The organism is Rhizobium sp. LjRoot254 (genome assembly GCF_964254105.1).
Lineage (GTDB): Bacteria > Pseudomonadota > Alphaproteobacteria > Rhizobiales > Rhizobiaceae > Rhizobium_E.
The window spans coordinates 2,164,631-2,181,230 of record NZ_CAXUSM020000001.1 but is presented as its reverse complement, the minus strand read 5'-3'; the positions used below and the strand labels follow the sequence as shown (position 1 = coordinate 2,181,230).

The 16,600-nt window shown below is 60.3% G+C and carries 20 protein-coding genes; 14 read left to right on the top strand and 6 right to left on the bottom strand.

Annotation, left to right across the window (positions count from 1 at the left end):
• Positions 1 to 148: 148 nt before the first annotated feature.
• Both ACSQ26_RS10695 and ACSQ26_RS10690 read left to right on the top strand, forming a co-directional pair.
• Positions 149 to 670 (top strand): single-stranded DNA-binding protein, encoded by a 522-nt coding sequence (locus ACSQ26_RS10695; protein ID WP_436008560.1) that lies wholly within the window; start codon positions 149 to 151, stop codon positions 668 to 670.
• A gap of 50 nt (positions 671 to 720) precedes the next feature.
• Positions 721 to 1,218, top strand: a complete 498-nt coding sequence (locus tag ACSQ26_RS10690) for a ribonuclease H family protein (protein ID WP_436008558.1) — start codon at positions 721 to 723, stop codon at positions 1,216 to 1,218.
• Positions 1,219 to 1,221: 3 nt separating this feature from the next.
• On the opposite strand, the gene ACSQ26_RS10685 is transcribed toward ACSQ26_RS10690, so the two are convergent.
• A complete protein-coding gene (locus tag ACSQ26_RS10685; RefSeq protein ID WP_436008556.1) occupies positions 1,222 to 1,863 on the bottom strand; it encodes a MarC family protein in 642 nt (213 codons plus the stop codon).
• 187 nt (positions 1,864 to 2,050) lie between these two features.
• On the opposite strand from ACSQ26_RS10685, the gene gyrA reads away from it, so the two are divergent.
• The gene (gene gyrA, locus ACSQ26_RS10680) at positions 2,051 to 4,855 is read left to right on the top strand and encodes a DNA gyrase subunit A (protein WP_436008554.1); all 2,805 of its coding nucleotides are present in this window, start codon (positions 2,051 to 2,053) and stop codon (positions 4,853 to 4,855) included.
• Between the two features lie 59 nt (positions 4,856 to 4,914).
• Here the strand turns inward: gyrA and ACSQ26_RS10675 are convergent, their stop codons facing one another.
• From ACSQ26_RS10675 to ACSQ26_RS10665, 3 genes are all read right to left on the bottom strand, one after another.
• On the bottom strand, positions 4,915 to 5,232 hold the full coding sequence (locus tag ACSQ26_RS10675) for a DMT family transporter (protein ID WP_436008552.1): 318 nt from the start codon (positions 5,230 to 5,232) through the stop codon (positions 4,915 to 4,917).
• A gap of 460 nt (positions 5,233 to 5,692) precedes the next feature.
• Positions 5,693 to 5,830 (bottom strand): hypothetical protein, encoded by a 138-nt coding sequence (locus tag ACSQ26_RS10670; protein WP_258162022.1) that lies wholly within the window; start codon positions 5,828 to 5,830, stop codon positions 5,693 to 5,695.
• Positions 5,831 to 5,877: 47 nt separating this feature from the next.
• On the bottom strand, positions 5,878 to 6,096 hold the full coding sequence (locus tag ACSQ26_RS10665; RefSeq protein ID WP_436008550.1) for a hypothetical protein: 219 nt from the start codon (positions 6,094 to 6,096) through the stop codon (positions 5,878 to 5,880).
• A 55-nt stretch (positions 6,097 to 6,151) separates the two neighbouring features.
• Between ACSQ26_RS10665 and ACSQ26_RS10660 the strand changes: the two genes are divergently transcribed.
• The 4 genes from ACSQ26_RS10660 to ACSQ26_RS10645 are packed head-to-tail and all read left to right on the top strand — an operon-like array spanning position 6,152 to position 9,438.
• Positions 6,152 to 7,648, top strand: a complete 1,497-nt coding sequence (locus tag ACSQ26_RS10660; protein WP_436008548.1) for an FAD-binding protein — start codon at positions 6,152 to 6,154, stop codon at positions 7,646 to 7,648.
• A gap of 11 nt (positions 7,649 to 7,659) precedes the next feature.
• Positions 7,660 to 8,067: a hypothetical protein gene (locus ACSQ26_RS10655; protein ID WP_258162024.1), complete on the top strand. Its 408-nt coding sequence runs from the start codon at positions 7,660 to 7,662 to the stop codon at positions 8,065 to 8,067.
• Entirely contained in the window at positions 8,067 to 9,137 is a 1,071-nt protein-coding gene (locus tag ACSQ26_RS10650; protein ID WP_436008546.1) for a hypothetical protein, read from the top strand. The genes ACSQ26_RS10655 and ACSQ26_RS10650 overlap by 1 nt, the downstream gene beginning before the upstream one ends.
• A 10-nt stretch (positions 9,138 to 9,147) precedes the next feature.
• A complete protein-coding gene (locus ACSQ26_RS10645) occupies positions 9,148 to 9,438 on the top strand; it encodes a hypothetical protein (protein WP_436008544.1) in 291 nt (96 codons plus the stop codon).
• Between the two features lie 83 nt (positions 9,439 to 9,521).
• Here the strand turns inward: ACSQ26_RS10645 and ACSQ26_RS10640 are convergent, their stop codons facing one another.
• The gene (locus tag ACSQ26_RS10640) at positions 9,522 to 9,710 is read right to left on the bottom strand and encodes a hypothetical protein (protein WP_436008542.1); all 189 of its coding nucleotides are present in this window, start codon (positions 9,708 to 9,710) and stop codon (positions 9,522 to 9,524) included.
• A 247-nt stretch (positions 9,711 to 9,957) separates the two neighbouring features.
• Here ACSQ26_RS10640 and coaD point away from each other — a divergent pair, with 247 nt between their 5' ends.
• From coaD to tgt, 5 genes are all read left to right on the top strand, one after another.
• A complete protein-coding gene (gene coaD, locus ACSQ26_RS10635; RefSeq protein WP_436008540.1) occupies positions 9,958 to 10,452 on the top strand; it encodes a pantetheine-phosphate adenylyltransferase in 495 nt (164 codons plus the stop codon).
• Positions 10,453 to 10,472: 20 nt separating this feature from the next.
• Positions 10,473 to 11,033, top strand: coding sequence for a peptidylprolyl isomerase (locus ACSQ26_RS10630; protein ID WP_436008538.1), 561 nt, complete (start codon positions 10,473 to 10,475; stop codon positions 11,031 to 11,033).
• A gap of 23 nt (positions 11,034 to 11,056) precedes the next feature.
• Positions 11,057 to 11,569: a peptidylprolyl isomerase gene (locus ACSQ26_RS10625; RefSeq protein ID WP_258162030.1), complete on the top strand. Its 513-nt coding sequence runs from the start codon at positions 11,057 to 11,059 to the stop codon at positions 11,567 to 11,569.
• Positions 11,570 to 11,635: 66 nt separating this feature from the next.
• A complete protein-coding gene (gene queA, locus ACSQ26_RS10620) occupies positions 11,636 to 12,715 on the top strand; it encodes a tRNA preQ1(34) S-adenosylmethionine ribosyltransferase-isomerase QueA (RefSeq protein WP_436008535.1) in 1,080 nt (359 codons plus the stop codon).
• A complete protein-coding gene (gene tgt / locus ACSQ26_RS10615) occupies positions 12,712 to 13,842 on the top strand; it encodes a tRNA guanosine(34) transglycosylase Tgt (RefSeq protein WP_436008533.1) in 1,131 nt (376 codons plus the stop codon). Before queA ends, tgt begins: the two co-directional genes overlap by 4 nt.
• Positions 13,843 to 13,845: 3 nt before the next feature.
• Here tgt and gfa read toward each other — a convergent pair whose 3' ends face one another.
• Positions 13,846 to 14,415: an S-(hydroxymethyl)glutathione synthase gene (gfa, locus tag ACSQ26_RS10610; RefSeq protein WP_436008531.1), complete on the bottom strand. Its 570-nt coding sequence runs from the start codon at positions 14,413 to 14,415 to the stop codon at positions 13,846 to 13,848.
• A gap of 161 nt (positions 14,416 to 14,576) precedes the next feature.
• On the opposite strand from gfa, the gene ACSQ26_RS10605 reads away from it, so the two are divergent.
• Together ACSQ26_RS10605 and ilvA are read left to right on the top strand one after the other, a co-directional pair.
• A complete protein-coding gene (locus ACSQ26_RS10605) occupies positions 14,577 to 15,185 on the top strand; it encodes a dihydrofolate reductase family protein (protein ID WP_436008529.1) in 609 nt (202 codons plus the stop codon).
• Positions 15,186 to 15,333: 148 nt separating this feature from the next.
• Positions 15,334 to 16,584 carry a threonine ammonia-lyase gene (ilvA, locus tag ACSQ26_RS10600; protein WP_436008527.1) on the top strand — a complete coding sequence of 417 codons (1,251 nt, stop codon included), beginning with the start codon at positions 15,334 to 15,336 and terminating at the stop codon, positions 16,582 to 16,584.
• Positions 16,585 to 16,600: the final 16 nt, after the last annotated feature.

Genomic DNA, 16,600 nt, shown 5'->3' with positions numbered 1-16,600 from the left:
AAAGAACAAACTGCGAGCAACCATTTGCCGAGAACGGCATTAACTGTGGATGAAGGCCTGTTGGGCGCGCATCTCCGGTTCAAAGCGTCTATGGATGGTCTGGATTTAGTGGCGCGGGCGGAACCCGCGCGTGGCAAGGAAAATAGTGATGGCGGGCAGCGTTAACAAGGTCATTCTCATCGGTAATGTGGGCGCGGACCCTGAAATCCGCCGCACCCAGGACGGCCGTCCGATCGCCAACCTTCGCATCGCGACCTCGGAGACGTGGCGCGACAAGAATTCCGGCGAGCGCAAGGAAAAGACCGAGTGGCATACCGTGGTGGTCTTTAATGAAGGCCTCTGCAAGGTCGTCGAACAATATGTGAAGAAGGGCGCCAAGCTTTATATCGAAGGCGCGTTGCAGACCCGCAAGTGGCAGGACCAGACAGGCAACGACCGTTACTCGACGGAAGTCGTGCTGCAGGGCTTTGGCTCGACGCTGACCATGCTGGATGGTCGTGGCGAGGGCGGCGGGCGCAGCCCGCAAGGCGGCGGTTATGACGATTACGACCAGAGCGGCGGCGACAGCGGCGGGCGCAGCAGTACGCCGGCGCGTTCATCCAACCAGAACCGCTCGTCCACGCCAGCGCCGTCGTTCTCACGCGACATGGACGACGATATTCCCTTCTGATCGGGTTTGGGAACGTTACCGGACCGTGAGCAACAACGGCACCCGAACCCATGGCGTCTGCTGATATGGAGGATATGTCGGGTTCGGGCGGCGGTCTCCACATTTACGCGGATGGTTGCTACGAGCCGGAAAGCCAAACGGGCGGCTGGGCGTTCGTAGTCTATCGCGACGGCTCGGAAGTTGCCTCTCGCTTCGGCAAGGTCGAGCGATCCTCGAACAATGCCATGGAGTTGAGCGCACTGCTGGCGGCGGCAACATGGGTGAATGACAATGCCGCTGGCGAAGCAGCAATCCTCTGGTCCGATTCAGTATATGCCGTAAATGGCTGCAATCAGGGGCGGCACATCTGGAAAAACAGCGGCTGGCGGAAAAAGGCGCCGGGTTCGAACGTCAGGAGCCGAACCATCGCCAATCCAGAACTGTGGAAGGCAATCGACGAGGCACTATCGAAGAACGCACTTCTGACCGTTGCCTGGTGCAAGGGGCATTCCGGCGTTCCGGGCAATGAGAGAGCGGACGGATTGGCCGAACTCGAGCGCCGCTCATGACGGCTATGGCCCGGTATAGACCGTCATCGAAGCCCGCACGCCGTCGATGACGAATTGGACCGCGAGGGCCGCGAGCAGCACGCCGAGAAGCCGGGTCAGGATCGCTCGGCCGGTTTGTCCGAGATAGCGGTCGATACGATCGGCGATCATCAGGGCTGCGAGGATTATGACGAATACGACGGCGATGACGGCTATCAGCTGGATGCGCTGGAGGAATGTCGGAAAATTACCGGCGAGCAGGATCGTCGCCGAGATTGATCCCGGGCCCGAGATCAGCGGAATGGCCAGCGGGAAGACGGCGAGATTCTGGATGTGATCCTTGGTGATCGCCATCTCGCTGGTCTTCTCCTTGCGCTCCTGGCGCTTCTCGAAGACCATTTCGAAGGCGATGAAGAACAGCAGGAAACCGCCCGCGATGCGGAAGGCCGGCAGCGATATGCCGAGCACGCCAAGCACACCAGCACCGCTGACCGCGAAGACCGACAGGATGACGAAGGCGATGATCGTGCCCCGGAGTGCGGTCTGTTTTCGCTGGGCGGCGTTCATGCCCGCCGTCAGGCCGAGGAAAATAGGCGCCAGGCCGGGCGGGTCGGTGGTCACCAGAAGCGTGGTGAAGGCATTGATCAGCTCAGCCGTCGTCGCCATATAAGTTCCCCTCTGTCCCCGGTCCTTGATAGCGTGAAGCGGCCTGATCCACAAGGCGGCTCCGCACCGCGCAAAGGACTGGAAAAAGAGGCAAAACTTGTTCATAAGGCGGCCTCGAAATTGGCCTTATGACAGCCTATCGGCTATAACGGCGGCAGTGATTCCTTAAAAAGGAAATGTGAGAACTTTGTCAGAGATTACCCCCCCAGGCGGCAAGGGCCCGAGCGGCATCGAACCAATCTCCATCATCGAGGAAATGCAGCGTTCCTATCTCGATTACGCGATGAGCGTCATCGTCAGCCGCGCGCTACCCGACGTTCGTGACGGATTGAAACCGGTGCATCGTCGCATCCTCTTCGGCATGAACGAACTCGGCATCGACTGGAACAAGAAATACGTCAAATGCGCCCGCGTCACCGGCGACGTGATGGGTAAATATCATCCGCACGGCAATTCCGCGATCTATGACGCGCTGGCCCGCATGGCGCAGGACTGGTCGCTCAGACTGCCGCTGATCGACGGCCAGGGCAATTTCGGCTCGGTCGATGGCGATCCGCCGGCGGCCGAACGCTACACCGAGTGCCGCCTGCAAAAGGCCGCCCATTCGCTGCTCGACGATCTCGACAAGGAGACAGTCGATTTCCGCGACAACTATGACGGCACGCTAAGCGAGCCGGTCGTGGTGCCCGCCAAGTTTCCGAACCTGCTGGTCAATGGCGCCGGCGGCATCGCGGTAGGCATGGCGACCAACATTCCGCCGCACAATCTCAGCGAAGTCATCGATGGCTGCATCGCGCTGATCGACAATCCCGCGATGGAACTGCCGCAGATCATGGAGATCATTCCCGGCCCGGATTTTCCGACCGGCGCGATGATCCTCGGCCGTGCGGGCATCCGGCAGGCATACGAGACCGGTCGCGGCTCGGTCATCATGCGTGGCGTGGCCCGCATCGAGCCGATGCGCAACGATCGCGAACAAATCATCATCTCCGAGATTCCCTATCAGGTGAACAAGTCGACGATGATCGAAAAGATGGCCGACCTGGTGCGCGAGAAGCGCATCGAGGGCATCTCGGACCTGCGCGACGAAAGCGACCGCGACGGCTACCGCGTCGTCATCGAACTCAAGAAGGACGCCAATGCAGACGTCATCCTGAACCAGCTCTACCGCTACACACCACTGCAGACCTCCTTTGGCTGCAATATGGTGGCGCTCAACGGCGGCAGGCCCGAGCAGCTGACCCTGCTCGACATGCTCAAGGCCTTCATCGCCTTCCGCGAGGAAGTGGTGAGCCGGCGTACCAAGTTCCTGCTCCGGAAAGTGCGCGACCGGGCCCATGTGTTGGTCGGCCTGGCCATCGCGGTTGCCAATATCGATGAAGTCATTGCGCTCATCCGCCGTGCGCCCGATCCGCAGACCGCGCGCGAGCAATTGATGGAGCGCCGCTGGCCGGTGCAGGATGTCGAGGCGCTGATCCTGCTGATCGACGACCCGCGTCATAAGGTCAACGAGGACGGGACTTACAATCTCTCCGAGGAGCAGGCCCGCGCCATCCTCGAACTTCGCCTGCAGCGCTTGACCGCACTCGGACGCGATGAAATCAGCGACGAGCTCAACAAGATCGGCGCCGAGATCAAGGATTATCTCGATATCCTGTCGTCGCGCCTGCGCATCATGACCATCGTCAAGGACGAGCTTGCGGCCGTGCGCGACGAGTTCGGCACGCCGCGCCGTACCGTGATCATCGATGGCGGCCTGGAGATGGACGACGAGGACCTGATCGCGCGCGAAGACATGGTCGTCACCGTGTCGCATGCCGGTTATGTCAAGCGCGTGCCGCTGACCACCTATCGCGCCCAGCGCCGCGGCGGCAAGGGCCGAACGGGCGTGACCACGCGCGATGAGGATTTCGTCAACCGCCTTTTCGTGGCCAATACCCATACGCCGGTGCTGTTCTTCTCCTCGCGTGGCATCGTCTACAAGGAGAAGGTCTGGCGCCTGCCGATCGGCACGCCGACCTCGCGCGGCAAGGCGCTGATCAACATGCTGCCGCTGGAACCCGGCGAACGCATCACCACCATCATGCCGCTGCCGGAGGACGAGGATAGCTGGGCCAATCTCGACGTCATGTTCTCGACGACGCGGGGCACCGTGCGCCGTAACAAGCTCAGCGATTTCGTCCAGGTCAACCGCAACGGCAAGATCGCGATGAAGCTCGAGGAAGAAGGCGACGAGATCCTCTCGGTCGAAACCTGCAATGGTCCCGATCCGCTGATCGGCGATCCGGGCGATGATGTGCTGCTGACCACCGCGCTCGGCCAGGCGATCCGCTTCTCGGTCGATGAGGTGCGTGTCTTTGCCGGCCGCAACTCGATCGGGGTGAGGGGCATCACGCTGGCCGAAAACGATCGCCTGATCTCAATGACGATCCTCGGCCATGTCGATGCCGATGCCTCGGAGCGTGCGGCCTACCTGAAGCGCTCGGCAGCCGAACGCCGCGCCATGGGTGTCGACGAAGAAGACATCCAGCTCGTTGGCGAGGAAGTGACGGAAGAAGGTGACATCAGTGACGATCGCTATGTTGCCCTCAAGGCGCTCGAACAGTTCGTGCTTACGGTATCGGAAAAGGGCTACGGCAAGCGCTCGTCGTCCTACGATTTCCGTATCTCGGGCCGCGGCGGCAAGGGTATCCGCGCCACCGATACATCCAAGACCAACGAGATCGGCCAGCTCGTGGCCGCTTTCCCGGTCGAGGACGCCGACCAGATCATGCTGGTCTCGGATGGCGGCCAGCTGATCCGCGTGCCGGTCAACGGCATCCGCATCGCCAGCCGCGCGACCAAGGGCGTCACGATCTTCTCGACGGCCGCCGACGAAAAGGTGGTCTCGGTCGAGCGGATCAGCGAGCCGGAAGATGACGAGGAAGAGATCGCCGTCGAAGGCGAAGCGCCAGCGCCGGAAGCGGATGGCAGTGGAACGCCCGAGGCGTAATCGAACGTCAGCAAGATGACGAAAACGCCCGCGAAGGAACACTTCGCGGGCGTTTCATTTTACGCGCTCGCCAGCTTCAGCCCCACGACGCCGATCACGATCAGCGCAATGCAGACCAGCCGCAGGGCTGTCGCGGGATCGCCGAAAGCCATGATGCCAAGCGTGGCTGCGCCCACCGCGCCGATGCCGGTCCAGATCGCGTAAGCCGTGCCGACGGGAATCGTCCGGAGCGACAGCGAAAGGCAGGCCATGCTGATGGCTAAAAGCAGCACAGCGAGAAATGCGAATTTCAGATTGGCGAAATTGTCCGATTGCTTGAGCGCATAGACCCAGCCGATTTCGAATAGACCGGCGATGAGAAGCAATATCCAGTTCATAAGACCCTCCTTGGGCGGTAGGGTCGTCCCCGATATCTCAGGTAAGTGCGAGGTCGTCCCCGCGAGACAGATGAGACTATATGGCCGGGGAATTTCGCGGTCAATCGCGTCCCAGGCATGGCTGATGGTCCGTCAGGGCAAGGCAGGCACATCGATATGATCCGGTGGGAGACCGAGGCGCGCGCGCTCAGCCATCAGTTCGAACGCACTCTCGATATGCCGGGGCCATGCGCTCTGGTTTGAAGGTCGGCGATTGAGAGCGGGAGGCTTCCAGTCTGGCGCGTATCGGTGTGAGCGCTTCTTCAGGATCGTTCGTTAAGCGGCTGCCGTGATGGCGCGGGGCTTGCGGGCAGTCTAAGAAGAAAAAACCGGACCGCCAGGGGAAGCCGTCCGGTTTTCTAAATAGCGCGGGAACAAGGGGGAGGGAGGGGAAACCCGCGCTTGGGGGAGGTCGTAAACTTTAAAATGCCATGCGGCGGGCCGATGCTTCCTTGAGACCTTCGGTCTCGCGGATCGAAACGACGATGGATGATACGGCTGTGGTCACGAACATCACCGCGATCAGGCCTGCCGTCAGGGAAAGGGTCATGTACATCATCTTCGTCGTCCTCTTCAGCGTTTCGCCGCTTGCTTGATGTTGTTATCTCACCAATCGCGCGGCACTTCTGTTCCTAATGTAACAGGCCGGCAAATTTGTTCTTCAGCAGCCGTTTCAAACTTGATGTCCATTAAACATCCCCGGCCTGAAACCGCTCTGAACATCGCGTTCATCCAACGTTCATCGGCAGAAATAGTTGCGGGCGTGCCGAAAGTTTTCAGACGCAGAAGAAATTCGCGCGATTGCGATTTTTTGGGCCTTGCCATACGTATCAATCAGGCGACGATGACTTGAGATTGCAAAGGGATAACGGGGGCAGGCATGGGGAAGTTTTCGCGGCGCGCACTGCTCACCGGCGTGTCGGCGGCGGCCGGTGTGGCGGCAGGCCGCTGGTTTTTGCAGCCGCAGAGTGCCAAGGGGCCGAAATATCCGGCCTATGACAGTTTCGCGGAGGCGGACGGCCGGGTTCTCAATGACGCGAGCCAGATGAACCCGACCAAGATCTACAAGCACATCACCATCAATAGCGGGCTCGACACCGAATATACCAACCGGATCCGGGCCTTGCTTGCCGAGGCGGTCAACAACGACCGCCCTTTCATGGCCAGTACCGCGCGGCACTCCATGGGCGGCCACAGCCTGCCGGAAGACGGGCTGGCGCTGACCCTCTCGCAGACATGGCTCGAGGCCGACAAAGCGAAGAAGATCTATCGCGTCGCGGCCGGCACTCGCTGGTCGACGGTGATCGCGGAACTCGACAAGATCGGCTTTTCACCAGCGGTCATGCAATCCAACAACGATTTCGGCGTGGCCAGCACCTTTTCGGTCAACGCGCATGGCTGGCCGGTGCCGTTCGGGCCGATGGGAAGCACGGTTCGTTCGCTTCGCCTGATGCAGGCTGATGGCGACGTCATAAAATGCTCTCGAGAAGCCAATCCGGAGATGTTCGCCCATGCCATGGGCGGCTACGGCCTGATGGGGATCATTACCGACCTGGAACTCGACATGGTTCCGAACGCACTGCTGACGCCGACCTATGAGCCGATGCAGGGCACCGAGGTGGGACAGAATTTTGCCAACGCCCTTGCCGCCGATCCGACGATCCAGATGGCCTACGGGCGACTCGATGTCTCGCTCGACCGCTTCTTCAATGACGGCATGCTGATCACCTATCGGGCGAGCGCCGATCAAGGCGCTTTGCCGGTCGCCACCGGGTCGGGCGTGGTATCCAACCTGTCGGCGCCGATCTTCCGGGCGCAGTTGGAATCCGATACCGCAAAGCATCTGCGCTGGTGGACGGAGACATCGCTGGGACCGCGAATCGTCGGAGACGCGACGCGCAACACACTGATGAACGAACCGGCGGTGACCCTTGACGACGGTGACCCGGATCGCACGGATATTCTGCACGAATATTTCGTGGCTCCAGAAAGGTTCGCCGAATTCGTGCAGCATTGCCAAGCGGTTATCCCGGCTTCCTATCAGCAGCTTCTCAATATCACCGCGCGTTACGTGAAAGCCGACCAGGACAGTGTGCTGGCCTATGCGCCTGTGCCGCGCATCGCCTCTGTTCTGCTGTTCTCGCAGGAAAAGTCCGTGCGGGCGGAGACGGACATGGCGCGGATGACGCACGAACTGATCGAGCGTGTGCTGTCGATCGGCGGCTCTTACTATCTGCCCTACAGGCCGCATGCGACGCTCGATCAATTCAAGCGGGCCTATCCGCGCGCCGCAGAGTTCGCCGCCAAGAAGCGCGAACTCGACAAGGCTGTGACCTTCCGCAACCGATTCTGGGACAATTACCTGTCCAAGATCTGAGGAGTACGACCATGAACCGCCTGAGGCTGATCGCCTTCGTCTACTTCCTCGTGCTGCTATTCGCGGCTTCGCTCAATTACCTGCCGTTCATTCCCGTCATCGACGGCAAGACATTCGGCATTTTCGCGCTCGATATCTATGATGATGGCCTGCATCTCGTCTCGGCGCTGTGGGCCGGGATTTCGGCATGGCTGGGTGCGCGGGCATCGCGCGCCTTTCTGCTCTATTTCGGCGTGCTTTATTTCGGCGACGGGTTCCTGGGCCTGATCACCGGATCGGGCTATCTCGATCTCGGCATCATCAATTACGGCATCCAGGACCTGCCCTTCGGCTTCAAGATCATGGCGAACCTGCCGCATCTCGGCCTCGGCGGCATCGCGGTCATCTCCGCGATCCTGTTTCGCAGGGATGCCGCCTGATGCGGTTCATTCTCAAGCTGTTCAAATGGCTCGCCGTATTGCTGATCCTGCTGGTGATTGGCCTCGCGAGCCCGATCGCCTATGTCGAACTGGCGTGTCACGCACCGGTGACAAGCGATCCGTACAGGCCGCTGATCACCGACGCCGCGTTCCAGCGCAAAGAGGCCAACACCTACCTGACCTATCCGGAATGGCACATCGTCTATGCCTATGACGGCCTTGCCGAAGCATTGAAATCAGGCGACGAGCATGAGTTCAGCTTCATTCCGAGCGTCTGGAACTTCTGGAAGTCCACCTGCGCTTTGACCGGTATCGCCGACCGCCACGGTGGCGCGGACAGCCAGACGCGCACGATGATCTATACGATCGGTGCGAGCTTCACGCTCGAAATGGGGCTGAAGGGTGTCTATGAGGAAACCATCGGCCGGATATTCGCGGCCGTTCGTGGTCAGGTGAAGACACCGCAGGACGAGGTGGCAGCGGCGATGGCCGCGGATTACGCCGCCTTCCTGCGCCAGACGCCCTGGTACAAGTATGATTTCGAAAAGCAGGTGGCAGCGCTCTGGGCCGCACCGATGACTGACCCCACTCGCGGCTGGGAGCGTCGGTTGGCGCTGGGCGGTGAATGGAAGGCCAAGACATTCTATGCCGGGGTGATCGCCGCCGGCGTGGCGGAACACGGGGTGGCCAAGCTCGAGATTCGCTCCGTGATATCTGGCGTCACCGCCGATCAATTGCGGCAAATCCCTGATGTGAAAGTGATCAGCGAGCAGGCCGATGGCGCGGTGATCGAAACGCCGCGCTATGACAGCTTCACGAAAATCCTGATCGCGATCGCCAAGGCTGGCGGGCAAATCCGCGAAATCGCCGGAAACGATGATATCGTTGTCAGCGCGACGGTCGAGCCGGAGAAGGAATATGCTGGACCAGGCGAGGTGATCGCCCGCATCGGCCGCGAAGGTTTTGCCACCGAGCGTGTGCTGGTGAACATGAAGGTCACGGATCTCTCGGGTTTGCTCGCATCCCAGCCGCTTGCAGATCCCGGTGTGGAACACGTGTTCGACTATTGAAAGCAGTCATTTGGCGCGCGTCATAAAAGCCCTGGCGGGAATTGCGGCGATCGGCCTGGCAGCCGTGCTGCTGCCGGCTGTGATTCTGCCCGCCGCAGGTCCGGCGCAGTCGGCGCGCGTCGTGTTTGCGAAGACTCCCGATCCCGCTGATCTTCCCGAAGGCCTATCGATCGAAAGCTGGGATGGCCATTTCGCGGTACTGCAGGGCGTGGATGCCGCAGCGGCGCGGCGGCTCTATGCCTGGGGCGCGCTGATCGTCTATCCCATCAGACCTTCGGGTTGTATCCCGGCCGCCGCATAAAGAAAAACCGGACGGTGAGGGGGCACCGTCCGGTTTGAAGAAAGCGCGGGTGGGAGGGGGAAGACCCAGCGCTTTTCGGGAGGTCAGAGCGCCGCTCGGCGCATTGTATCTTTAACGGCTTCATTTTCTCGGACTGCATTGACGACGGAGGAAACAGCTGTGGCAACAAACATGACTGCAATCAGACCAGCCATCAACGTAAGCGTCGCATACATCATCGTCATATCCCTCAAGTCCGTTTGGGCGCCGGGTTCCACGAGGCCGTTGTTCATGACTGGAACCCGGATTGCTGTTTCCGGGGGAACAGGCTTTGGTGTCGTCGCTTTCGTTCTGACCCAACCGTTCCGCTAACTTGACCCCAATTAACCACGCCGCGACTGAAACCGTCCTGAATAGACCGTTCATCTGGCGTTCAGGTTCCGAGCCCGCGGGCCGCAAACGCCTGAAAATCAGTTGCATGGGGCTATTTTCCATGACACAAGGCGCTGCGAAAAACCCAAAGAGCCCAACGGCGGCCCCATGACCAAAGCCTTCTATCCCGGTTCATTCGACCCGCTGACCAACGGCCATCTCGATGTGCTGATTCAGGCGCTGGCCATGTCGCCCAAGGTGGTGGTCGGCGTAGGAATCAATCCCAGCAAGCAGCCGGAATTCAGTTTCGAGGAACGCGCTGGTCTAATCAAGGAATCGCTTGCCGGAGTATTGCCGGAGCGGGCAGACGATATTGAAATCGTTTCATTCCAGGGTCTGGTCGTGGAAGCTGCGCGAAAATTTGATGCGAAAATCCTGATCCGCGGCCTGCGTGACGGCACCGACCTCGATTACGAAATGCAGATGGCTGGCATGAACCGCCAGATGGCGCCCGATGTCCAGACCGTGTTCCTGCCGGCGGCCCCGGCTTCACGGCCCATTACCGCCACATTGGTCCGCCAGATCGCCTCGATGGGTGGCGATGTCAGCGCCTTCGTGCCCGGTCCGGTGCTTGCCGCCCTCAAGAAAAAACGCAAATCCTGAGCCTTCAGGAAGGGAGTATCATGAACATCTTCAAGACATTCGCAGCCGGCCTTCTGCTGCTTCTTGGACTTGCCGCGCAAGCGTCCGCCGCCGACCGACTGACGATCCTGCTCAAGGATGGTCCGGTTCTCATCCAGTTGATGCCTGACGTCGCCCCGCAACACGTCGCGCGGATCAAGGAACTCGCCAAAAAGGGCGCTTACAACAATGTCGCCTTCCACCGCGTGATCGATGGCTTCATGGCACAGACCGGCGACGTCAAGTTCGGCAATATGGCGAACGGCTTTCAGCCTGACCGCGCCGGCACCGGCGGCTCCGATCTGCCTGATCTGCCGGCCGAGTTCTCGAACGTGCCGTTCGAACGCGGCGTGCTCGGAATGGCCCGGTCGCAGGACCCGAATTCGGCCAATTCGCAGTTCTTCATCATGTTCGCGCCCGGCGATTTCCTCAACGGCCAGTATACGGTCGTCGGCAAGGTCGTTTCGGGCATGGAATTCGTCGACAAGATCAAACGGGGCGCCCCGGAAACCGGCGCCGTTACCGACCCCGACCGCATGCTCAAAGTCACGGTAAGCAAATAAAGTTCGAAGCAAGGAGATAGATTATGGCCGAGATCAAGGATCCGGAAAACACCCTCGTCGTGGAAACCACAAAGGGCAAGGTCGTCATCGAAATGATGCCGAATGTCGCCCCGGACCATGTCACGCGGATCAAGGAACTGGCACGCGAAGGCGCCTATGACGGCGTCGTCTTCCACCGCGTCATCCCCGATTTCATGGCGCAGACCGGCGACGTGAAGTTCGGCAAGAAGGGCGGCAAGGATTTCAACCCCGGCCGTGCCGGCATGGGCGGCTCTGAAAAGCCTGACCTGAAGGCCGAATTCTCGGCGATCAGCCACATCCGCGGCACCTGCTCGATGGCGCGTTCGCAGAGCCCGAACTCGGCCAATTCGCAGTTCTTCATCTGCTTCACCGATGCGCCTTGGCTCAACAAGCAGTATTCGGTCTGGGGCCAGGTCATCGAAGGCATGGACAACATCGACAAGATCAAGAAGGGTGAGCCCGTCTCGGATCCCGACTCGATCGTCTCGGTAAAGGTCGCCGCCGACATCGCCTGATCGAAATTTATGGACATCGGCCGCTCCGGGGCTTATGCGCCGGGGCGGTTTTCTATTGGGCGAGACATGCGCGTAGACCTCTTCGATTTCGATTTGCCGGATGAACGGATTGCGCTCAGGCCAGCGGTCCCACGCGATTCCGCACGGTTGCTGGTGGTCGATCCGCATACCTCGTCATTGCAGGATCGGCATGTCGGCGATCTCGTCGACTTTCTCAGGCCAGGCGATGCGTTGGTATTCAACGACACCAAAGTCATCCCCGCCCAATTGGAAGGCATCCGCGAGCGCGACGGCAACCAGTCCACCGTATCGGCGACGCTGCATATGCGCGTGGGACCGGATCGCTGGAAGGCCTTCGCGCGGCCTGCAAAGCGCATCAAGACGGGAGACCGCATTCGGTTCGGGCATAATGGCGATGTCTGTCTGCTTGGCACGCTTGATGCGACGGTCGAGGAGAAGGGCGATGCGGGCGAGGTAACACTGCGTTTCGATTTCCACGGTCCGGCGCTGGATGAAGCCATCGCCACCGTCGGCCACATTCCTCTGCCGCCCTATATCGCCTCCAAGCGCCACGAGGACGAGCAGGATCGGGCCGATTACCAGACGATTTACGCTAGGGAAGAAGGGGCGGTCGCAGCACCCACCGCCGGCCTTCACTTCACGCCGCAACTGTTTGAAAAACTGGATCAAAAAAGCATCGAACGGATCTTCGTGACGCTGCATGTCGGCGCCGGGACCTTCCTGCCCGTCAAAGCGGACGACACCGAAGACCATGTCATGCATTTCGAGAGCGGCTATATTGATGCCGCAACCGCCGAAAAGCTGAACGCGGTCAAGACGCGGGGCGGGCGGCTGATCTCAGTGGGCACGACCTCGCTCAGGCTTCTCGAAAGCGCCGCTGACGAGACTGGCATGATCCAACCCTGGTCGGGCGCCACCGATATCTTCATCACGCCCGGCTATCGCTTCCGTGCGGTCGATATGCTGTTCACCAATTTCCATTTGCCGCGTTCGACGCTGTTCATGCTGGTCTCGGCCTTTTCAGGCACCGAGATGATGAAGTCGGCCTATGCTCATGCCATCGAAACCGGCTATCGCTTCTATTCCTATGGCGATGCCAGCCTCCTTTTTCCGAGAGATCCATGAATACCGAGTTCAAGTTCACGCTGCTCAAGACCGACGGCAAGGCGCGGCGAGGGGAGGTTTCCATGCCTCGCGGCACCATCCGCACGCCCGCCTTCATGCCGGTCGGTACGGTCGGCACGGTCAAGGCCATGTATCTCGATCAGGTGCGCGACACCGGCGCCGATATCATCCTGGGCAATACCTATCACCTTATGCTGAGGCCGGGGCCGGAGCGCGTGGCGCGGCTTGGCGGCCTGCATGAACTGATCCGCTGGCCGCATCCGATCCTCACCGATTCCGGCGGCTTCCAGGTTATGTCGCTTTCGGGGCTTCGTAAGCTCGACGAGAAGGGCGTGACCTTCAAAAGTCATCTCGACGGCGCGCTGCACCACATGTCGCCGGAACGTTCTATCGAGATTCAGGGTATGCTCGGTTCCGATATCCAGATGCAGCTCGACGAATGCCTGGCGCTGCCCGCTGAGGTATCGGAGATCGAGCGCGCCATGGAAATGTCGGTCCGCTGGGCCGAGCGCTGCAAAGTGGCCTTCGGCAACCAACCGGGTAAGGCCATGTTCGGCATCGTGCAGGGCGGCGACAAGCCTGATCTCAGGGTAAAAAGCGCCGAGGCGCTGAAGGGGCTGGATCTCAAGGGTTACGCGATCGGCGGGCTGGCGGTCGGCGAACCGCAACATGTAATGCTGGAGATGATCGACACGGTCAATCCACACCTTCCGAGCGAGAAGCCGCGCTATCTGATGGGCGTCGGCACGCCGGATGACATATTGAAATCGGTGGCGCGCGGCATCGACATGTTCGATTGCGTGATGCCGACGCGCGCCGGTCGCCACGGCCTGGCCTTCACCCGGCGCGGCAAGGTCAATATCCGCAATGCCCGGCATGCAGAGGACATACGGCCGCTCGACGAGGAATCGTCATGCCCGGCGGCACGGGATTATTCGCGCGCCTATCTGCATCATCTGGTTCGATCGAACGAAGCGCTCGGCGGCATGCTGCTGACCTGGAATAACCTGACCTACTATCAGGACTTGATGAGCGGCATCCGCAAGGCAATAGACGAGGGCCGCTTCGCCGATTTCATGGCGGAGACGCAGGAAGGCTGGGCGAGGGGTGACCTCGCCCCCGTCTAAGACTTATTCCCTGAACGTGCCCATCTTCTTCGCCGTGAATGTGGCAAGCACATCCATCAGGACAGGGTTCAGGCAGTCATAGGGCTCGAGCCCCAGTTCCTTGAACCGCGCGCGGATGCCGTCCATTTTCGACGGGCTGACGCCGGATTCAATGACCGAAGACACGAAGGCCGCAAAGCCCGGCGCTGCGGAACCCGCCTCGGCGAACCGCTCCGGATGAACGAAGCTCAAACCCTTGAAGGCATGGTCTTTTTCCACCGGACCGTACATGTGGACACCGCATTCCTTGCAGGCGTGACGCAGGATGAGCGCCGAGGGATCGACGACGGCGAGCTTGTCGCCATTCTCCGCGACCTCGATATTGTCGGTCCCGGTCACGGCGACCACGGAGAAGACCGCACCAGCCGGCTTCCAGCACTTGGTGCAGCCGCAGGCATGGTTGTGGGCGACGTCGCCCTTGATCTTCAGGCGTACTGTTCGTGTCGTGCACAGACAACTCAGAGTGCCGCCCGCGAAACTACCGGTGCCCGGTTTGACACCGCCGTCGATGGATGGATGCAACGCGACTGCCATGGTACTTCCTCCCGTTGATATAGCTCCAACCTCGAAACGAGTGTTTCATGAGATCGGCATGTTGGCAAAGCGAAATAATTCTGAGGCCGTGTCGGGAGCCTGGTTCTAACAACGTCCTAGACCTGTAACGCCCATCGGGCTTGATTTTCAGGAGAGTAATCATGCGAAAGATCACGGCAGCCGTTTTCGTCAGCCTCGATGGCGTCATGCAGGCGCCGGGCGGCCCGGACGAAGACACCGACAGCGGCTTCACTGCCGGCGGTTGGGTCTTCCCGTATTTCGACGAGGCCACCGGCGGCGTCATGGACGAACTGTTCGAGAGGAAGTTCGACCTGCTTCTGGGCCGCAAGACCTACGACATCTTCGCCGGCTACTGGCCCAAGCAAGGCGCCGACGACCCGATCGGCAAGCTCTTCAACAGCGTCACGAAATATGTCGCCACACATGGCAAACAGAAACTCGAGTGGGAAAATAGCCAGTCGCTGGGCAGTGATGTTGTCGCGACCCTGCGTGAACTCAAGGCGAGCGACGGCCCTGAGCTTCTGATCCAGGGCAGTTCGGACCTGATCCAGACGCTGATGGAGCATGACCTGATCGACGAATACCGTCTGCTGATATTTCCGGTTCTGCTCGGCAAGGGCAAACGCCTGTTCGGCGACGGCACGGTCACACAGGCTCTGAAGCTCATGGAGCAGCGGACGTTTCCGAATGGCGTGATGCTGGCGAGCTATGTCCCAGCCGGAGAGCTGAAAACCGGCTCGTTCGTCTGACAGAGATCCTGCAGTTCCGTCCATAACATAACATAACATAACATAACGCATCGTGTTTAATCAGATCAGTACCGAGGGGGCGGAAACGCCTTCCTCATTTCGGTTCGTCATGTCATAGGGTCAGCTGGCAAATGACAGGACGATGGACGTGACCAGAGACGATGTGATGGACGCGCTTAGAGCGATGCGCGAGCTGTTTCCCGAGACCCCACTCCAGCATAATCAGCATCTTAGCAGCCGATATGGCGCGAATATCTGGTTGAAACGCGAGGATCTCAGCCCGGTCCGCTCCTACAAGATTCGCGGCGCGTTCAATTTCATGCGCAAGGTGATCGAGCGGGACGGGCAGGGGCGTACATTCGTCTGTGCTTCGGCCGGCAATCACGCGCAGGGCTTTGCCTATGTCTGCCGGCATTTCGGCGTGCCGGGCGTGATCTTCATGCCTGTCACCACGCCGCAGCAGAAGATCGACAAGACCCGCATTTTCGGCAGCGAATTCATCACCATAAAGCTGGTCGGCGACTTCTTCGACCAATGCTATGCAGCGGCGCTGGATTATGCCGACAAGACCTCCGGCTTCATGGTGCCGCCGTTCGACCATCCCGATATCATCGAGGGCCAGGCGACCGTGGCGGCCGAAATCATGGCCCAGCTGCCGGCCGAGACGCACCCGGACTATGTCGTGATGCCGGTCGGCGGTGGCGGATTAGCGTCCGGCGTCACAAGCTTCCTGCGCGAGGAACTGTCTGATAACGCTTTCGTTTTCGCCGAGCCCGCCGGTGCGCCGAGCTTGCGGAAAAGCCTGGAGGCGGGCACCATTGTCACCCTGCCGAAGGTCGACAATTTCGTCGATGGCGCGGCGGTCGCACGCATCGGCAACTACAATTTCGAGGCGCTCTCCGGCTTTTTGCCGAAGCAGGTCCGGCTGGTGTCCGAGAATGCCATCTGCGTGACCATCATCGACATGCTGAATGTCGAAGGCGTCGTGCTGGAACCGGCTGGAGCGCTAGCGATCACCGCGCTCGAGAGCTTCGACCCGGAACACTTGAAGGGCAAGACGGTCATCTGCATCGTCTCGGGCGGCAATTTCGATTTCGAGCGGCTGCCCGATGTGAAGGAGCGCGCCATGCGCTATTCCGGGCTGAAGAAGTATTTCATCCTCAGGCTGCCGCAGCGTCCCGGCGCATTGCGCGACTTCCTCGAAATGTTGGGACCCGATGATGACATCGCACGGTTTGAATATCTCAAGAAGTCGGCGCGCAATTTCGGCTCCATCCTGATCGGCATCGAAACAAAGGATCGCACGAATTTCGACGGTCTCATGAAGCGCTTCGATGATGCAGGCCTCGGCTTCGAGGACATCACGGAAAACGAGATCGTGGCCAATCTGATCATCTGAGAGTTTGAGGCGAGGC

Bases quoted from the DNA above. Each gene is read 5' to 3' on its own strand.
- queA (WP_436008535.1), top strand. From the start codon at position 11,636: ATGCGCGTAGACCTCTTCGATTTCGATTTGCCGGATGAACGGATTGCG.
- ACSQ26_RS10660 (WP_436008548.1), top strand. From the start codon at position 6,152: ATGGGGAAGTTTTCGCGGCGCGCACTGCTCACCGGCGTGTCGGCGGCG.
- gfa (WP_436008531.1), bottom strand. From the start codon at position 14,415: ATGGCAGTCGCGTTGCATCCATCCATCGACGGCGGTGTCAAACCGGGC.
- ACSQ26_RS10655 (WP_258162024.1), top strand. From the start codon at position 7,660: ATGAACCGCCTGAGGCTGATCGCCTTCGTCTACTTCCTCGTGCTGCTA.
- ACSQ26_RS10625 (WP_258162030.1), top strand. From the start codon at position 11,057: ATGGCCGAGATCAAGGATCCGGAAAACACCCTCGTCGTGGAAACCACA.
- ACSQ26_RS10650 (WP_436008546.1), top strand. From the start codon at position 8,067: ATGCGGTTCATTCTCAAGCTGTTCAAATGGCTCGCCGTATTGCTGATC.
- ACSQ26_RS10605 (WP_436008529.1), top strand. From the start codon at position 14,577: ATGCGAAAGATCACGGCAGCCGTTTTCGTCAGCCTCGATGGCGTCATG.
- ACSQ26_RS10695 (WP_436008560.1), top strand. From the start codon at position 149: ATGGCGGGCAGCGTTAACAAGGTCATTCTCATCGGTAATGTGGGCGCG.
- ACSQ26_RS10665 (WP_436008550.1), bottom strand. From the start codon at position 6,096: ATGGCAAGGCCCAAAAAATCGCAATCGCGCGAATTTCTTCTGCGTCTG.
- ACSQ26_RS10630 (WP_436008538.1), top strand. From the start codon at position 10,473: ATGAACATCTTCAAGACATTCGCAGCCGGCCTTCTGCTGCTTCTTGGA.
- ACSQ26_RS10675 (WP_436008552.1), bottom strand. From the start codon at position 5,232: ATGAACTGGATATTGCTTCTCATCGCCGGTCTATTCGAAATCGGCTGG.
- ACSQ26_RS10640 (WP_436008542.1), bottom strand. From the start codon at position 9,710: ATGAACAACGGCCTCGTGGAACCCGGCGCCCAAACGGACTTGAGGGAT.
- ACSQ26_RS10670 (WP_258162022.1), bottom strand. From the start codon at position 5,830: ATGATGTACATGACCCTTTCCCTGACGGCAGGCCTGATCGCGGTGATG.
- ACSQ26_RS10685 (WP_436008556.1), bottom strand. From the start codon at position 1,863: ATGGCGACGACGGCTGAGCTGATCAATGCCTTCACCACGCTTCTGGTG.
- coaD (WP_436008540.1), top strand. From the start codon at position 9,958: ATGACCAAAGCCTTCTATCCCGGTTCATTCGACCCGCTGACCAACGGC.
- tgt (WP_436008533.1), top strand. From the start codon at position 12,712: ATGAATACCGAGTTCAAGTTCACGCTGCTCAAGACCGACGGCAAGGCG.
- ACSQ26_RS10690 (WP_436008558.1), top strand. From the start codon at position 721: ATGGCGTCTGCTGATATGGAGGATATGTCGGGTTCGGGCGGCGGTCTC.